Origin of the sequence: Methylobacterium trifolii, from assembly GCF_022179685.1 — a bacterium.
Classification (GTDB): domain Bacteria; phylum Pseudomonadota; class Alphaproteobacteria; order Rhizobiales; family Beijerinckiaceae; genus Methylobacterium; species Methylobacterium trifolii.
Window position 1 is genome coordinate 1 of sequence record NZ_BPRB01000283.1, and the last position, 4,378, is coordinate 4,378.

General features: G+C 67.7%; 3 protein-coding genes. All 3 read left to right on the forward strand.

Annotation, left to right across the window (positions count from 1 at the left end):
* The first annotated feature begins 67 nt into the window (after positions 1–67).
* Positions 68–724, forward strand: a complete 657-nt coding sequence (locus tag COGEMETH_RS21985) for an ankyrin repeat domain-containing protein (RefSeq protein ID WP_238184818.1) — start codon at positions 68–70, stop codon at positions 722–724.
* 958 nt (positions 725–1,682) lie between these two features.
* Positions 1,683–2,087 carry a hypothetical protein gene (locus tag COGEMETH_RS21990; RefSeq protein WP_238184819.1) on the forward strand — a complete coding sequence of 135 codons (405 nt, stop codon included), beginning with the start codon at positions 1,683–1,685 and terminating at the stop codon, positions 2,085–2,087.
* A gap of 76 nt (positions 2,088–2,163) precedes the next feature.
* Complete coding sequence (locus tag COGEMETH_RS21995; RefSeq protein WP_238184820.1) at positions 2,164–4,266, forward strand: M48 family metalloprotease; 2,103 nt, start codon at positions 2,164–2,166, stop codon at positions 4,264–4,266.
* Positions 4,267–4,378 lie beyond the last annotated feature (112 nt).

Below are 4,378 nucleotides of genomic sequence, written 5' to 3' on the forward strand. Positions count from 1 at the left end.
TGCAGGACGGTGATGGATGCTTTCGCCCCTGCCTCAACTCGGACGGCTGGAAGGACGATCTGCCCCCATGTTGATGCGGCGCCTGATCGCAGTCTTTGCAGCCGTCGTGCTCTGGTCACTGTGGGTGCTCTGCATCCTCCTGATCCTCCCGGTGCTCCTGAACGTTCCGGGCGAGGCCACCCCGGGAGAAATCGCTCTCTGGCTCGCAGTCCTCTGTGCCGTTGTGACCTATCCCATCGTTCTCCCGGTGTTGGCGGTTGTGAAGGCGTGGGCCGTTCGCAAATCCAAGCCGACGATACTCGCGGCGATCCACACTGTGACCTGGGGAGCTTTTGTAGGGGTCATGGCAATCCTCGCTACCCTCGCAGGCGCCTTCTATGCCCACGAACAGGCGCGTCCGGTGCTGACCCGGGAGGAAGGGTTCACCAACTCTTACGCCAACGCGATCCTTCGTCAGGATACCACATGGATGGACCGCATCCTCAAGGAAGGGGCTGACGTCGATCACCCTATGTCACTCGGTAGCACTCCTGCCTCGATGTCGGCCGGCTTCGGAGATTGGTCCTTGGTCCTGTTCCTGCTCGGTCACGGAGCCGATCCAGACCGGAAGGACGATCAGGGCAGATCGGTGAGGACGCTTGCGGCTAAACCTCCTGCACTTCCTAGAAATGCGACCGAAGCTTACGCACTGGATGGTGTCCGTAAGCTCCTCAGCAAGCGGTGAACACGACCCTTTCTTGCCACCCTATTCGATCAAGGCGCCTGACTGCCTTGCACCTATCCGGACCGTAGAACGGTCCGGCCGATGTCGATCCTATCCAGATATTCAGCCAAGCTGCGATAGGCCAGCTCCATGACGGACCATACACTCATCGGTAAGCACGTTTCCGAGTTCTTTCCCCTGCTTGACCCCTCGCCCGCGGTTACGGATCGACCACCGGAAGGCGATCCCGAACATGGGCTCGATCGCCACATCGAATGTCCGAGTCGTGGATTGGCCATGATGATCGATGCGAGCGACGTCTGCTGCTGCTGCGTTCAGTTCTTCGGTGCCGGAAAGGACCCATCGTACTGCGAGTTCGCGGGTGACTTGCCGGGTGGGGTCAGGTTCCGGAACTCACGGAACGATGCGAGGGCGATCATGGGTCCGCTGGTAAGGAGCAGCGATGGTGGCGCCACCGTGTCTGGGATCGAGCATAGGCCCTGGGATCTGTTTACGCGCGATGGGCTGTGGGTCCACTTACAATATACCAACAGCTGCAATCGCATCCTGATGGTGTCGGTCATGCTCCCTTCCCCGGATAGCTGAACGCCTGCTCCCCACCAATGTTGTATGAGAACGCCGGTTAAACCTCGGCGGCCACGTTTCTGGACGAGGTCGAGCGGGACATCAGACGATAGGAGTGGCATCCGAGCCGTCGGTAGCGGTGCGAGGTTGATGACATGAAACTCGGCGCTTCAGGGCCTTGCGAACATAGGCGGCCTCCGAGACGTATGAACGACTTCCCGGCCTAATACATGCCCTAACCTGATGCCACTGACGCGACGCTTAGTCGGGGTGTCAATGATACCGTGATCATCCTGGCCGGCAAGGGAGCATGCTCGGGCCCGGGATCGATTTGCCCCCTGCTGCGCGCACGTCTAGACCGCCAACCGCGATGCGGCAGGACGTACCAACAGGAATGAACCGGATGACTGAAAAAGCGACCTCTCTCCTTGTGTACGGCGTACTTTGCGCGTTCATCGCTGCGCACAACGCACACGCTGAAGAAGCGACGCAGCCTTTCACCCTGGCATGCATCAACAATGGCGGCAAATCGATCTACTTCAGCATTGGCCTCGTGTCCAAGCAATGGGCCTTGATGAAGCCGAATGGCGAGCGTGAGTCGAAGACACAAGAAGTCGCGCTTCAGTCCGACGATGTGATCAAGCTAAAGAACCCGGGCGGCTATTTCCTGGTCAATCGAAAGACCGGCGCCATGGACCTGATCAAGGGTGAGAGCCGCAAAGTCGATAGGATCTCATGCCGCAAGCACGACAGCCTCATCCCGATTCCAGTGGACGAGCGTCCGACGAACAAATTCTGAGCGACCTGTTCTTGCTCCCGACGCATCCGAGGAGGCGAGTATCCCCGAAGTAGCTAATTCGCGCACGCCCTTGCGCTTGCGTTCCGTCACGCGCCTGATCGCCGCCACCGTCCTCCTACCCCTGGGCATCCTGCTCCTCGGCCTGTGGGAGCAGGAGCGCGCCGGCGCCGATTGGGCCGACCTCGCCGCCGAGCAGGAGCACCTGACCCGGATCGTCGCGGAGCTGGAGGCGCGGGCGCCGCCGGACGGGCGTCCCGATTTCCGCATGCAGTTCCGCCGCAACGGCAAGAGTTACGGCGGTCCCCTCGCCCTGGTGCAGGCCCGCGCGGCCCGCGACGAGGTCGCGACCCTGACGACGCTCATGGATTGGCGCCGGCTGCTCCCGCCCGTGGTCGTCGCGGCCGGGGGCTTCGCCGCCGGCCTGTCGATCCTCGTGCTCTTGGCCGGCGCCGCCCTCGGGCGGCTGGGGCGGGCCTCCCGCGACGTGCTGGTGGCCGGTTTCTCGTGGATGCGCCGCCTGCTGCCGCCGGTGCTCGCCCTCCAGGTGCTCCTCACCACGGCGGGCTTCGTCGCCGCCGTGGTCTTCGAGGCCGGGTTGCTCGCGCGGCCCGGCCTCGGCGGCGGCGAGATCAAGATGCTGTTCATGGCCGCCGTCGTCGTCGGGGCGGTCCTGATCGCGGCGGGCGCCACGGTGCTGGGCCTGCGCCGGGCGCTGTCCGCGTTCGAGCCCGACCCCCTGTCGATCTTCGGTCGGGTCGTCTCGCCCGCCGAGGCGCCGGGCTTGTGGCGCCTCACCGAGGGTCTGGCCGAGCGGCTCGGGGCGCTGAAACCCGAGGCCGTGGTGGTCGGCCTCACGGGGGGCTTCTTCGTCAGCGCCGGCCCGGCCGTGGTCGAGCCCGGCGGCGCGCCGCTGACGGGCCGGATCCTCTACCTGCCGCTGCCCTACCTCGCCCTCCTGCGGGGCGACGAGGTGGCGGCGATCATCGGCCACGAACTCGCCCACTACGCCGGGGGCGACACCGTCTACAGCCAGCGCTTCCTGCCGATCTACGCCGGCGTCGGCCGCTCCCTCGACGCGGTGGCGGAGGGGCATGCCGGGTCCTTCGGGCTACTCGGCCCGTCCCTACGCCTCGGCGTCTTCGTCATGGAGAACTTCCACCTCGCCGTGCGCCACTGGAGCCGGACCCGCGAGTTCGCGGCCGATGCGGCGGGCGCCGGCCCGGCCTCCGTGGACGCCGCCGCGCGGGCGCTCCTGCGCACGGGGGCGGTGGCCCCCCGCATCGCCGAGACCTTGGACGCCGCCGCCGAGGCGCCCGGGTCCGCCCCGGCCGACCTCGTGGCGGCGAGCCTCGACCACGCCATCGCGCGCGGCCTCGACGATCCGGCGACGCATCTCGAGGCGGAGCAGGCCCACCCCACCGACACCCATCCGCCGACCCGCGAGCGCGTGGCGGCCCTCGGCCGGACCCTCGACGCCGAACTCCTGGCCGCCGCCGCCGCCGTTCCGCCCCCGCACGCGCTCGGCCAGCTCGCGGCCTACTTCGCCGATCCCGCCGGCCTCTGCCGCGCGGCGACGCACGATTTCCTCGACGCGGTGCGGGCCCACGATGCGGCGTTTCGCGCCCATCTCGAAGCGACGGCGGCGGAGATCGGCATCGAGGCGCGGGCGCTGCGCGAAAGCACCCGCCCGGGGGCCATCGCCCTCCTGGTGGCGGGCGGCTTCTTCATCGGGGTCGCCCTCCTGTGGCTCGCCGCCGGCCTGCCCGGCCTGTCGGCCAGCCAGGCGGGGCCCGTAGTGGGGGTGGCGCTGGCCTGCGGGGCGGTCCTAGGCGGCTTCGGCGGATTCCGGCTGTGGCGGGGCGAGCGCACGACGATGATCCTGAGCCCCGAGGCCCTGGCGGTGCCCGGCCTCGACCGACCGATCCCCTGGGACAGCATCGCCGACCTCGACATGACGACCCGGCAGAACAGCGTCGTCACCCGCCTGCTGCTGCCGCCGGAGGCGCCGTTCCCGCAGGCGGTGCCGGGCGGCCGCAAGGTGAAGCTCGACGCGGGCCGGCGCATCGTCACCATCACGGCCGGCCTGCCCTACAGGATGTCGGTACAGGACTTCGCCGGCCTCATCGGCCGCTACCGGCAGGCGGCGCAGGCGCGCCGTGTCCTGGCCGCCTGCCGGTAGCGGCCGATGAGGCCGGCGAAGTCCTGTACCGACATCCTGTAGGGCAGGCCGGCCGTGATGGTGACGATGCGCCGGCCCGCGTCGAGCTTCACCTTGCGGCCGCCCGGCACCG